The sequence below is a fragment of the Belnapia sp. AC561 genome (genome assembly GCF_979252845.1).
The window spans coordinates 1-247 of sequence record NZ_CEEDBP010000398.1 but is presented as its reverse complement, the minus strand read 5'-3'; the positions used below and the strand labels follow the sequence as shown (position 1 = coordinate 247).

Here is a 247-nt window from a genome sequence, read left to right as displayed (position 1 = left end):
ATTGCTGTCGATTTGCCGGGTACTTTCGGCGGTCACGCTGAGGTTATTGCTGGCTTTGAGATCGGCGCTGGCCGCGACTTTGACGGTGGCGTCGGAGCTGACAATTTGCAGGCCGATGAAATCTTGCAGCGCCAGCAGCTCACTGAAGTTCGCCGGGTTGGCCGCCAGCATCGATTTGAAATCGTCGCGGTTGTAGGTGTTCAGCGAGTCATACAGCGTGCCGAACGCCGACACGTTGTCCAGGCTC

1 protein-coding gene is annotated in these 247 nt (G+C 58.3%); it reads right to left on the bottom strand.

The window, feature by feature from the left end; genetic code table 11:
• Nucleotides 1-247: hypothetical protein (locus AC0IW9_RS31595; RefSeq protein ID WP_471652235.1), on the bottom strand; the 247-nt coding region annotated here is incomplete at both ends.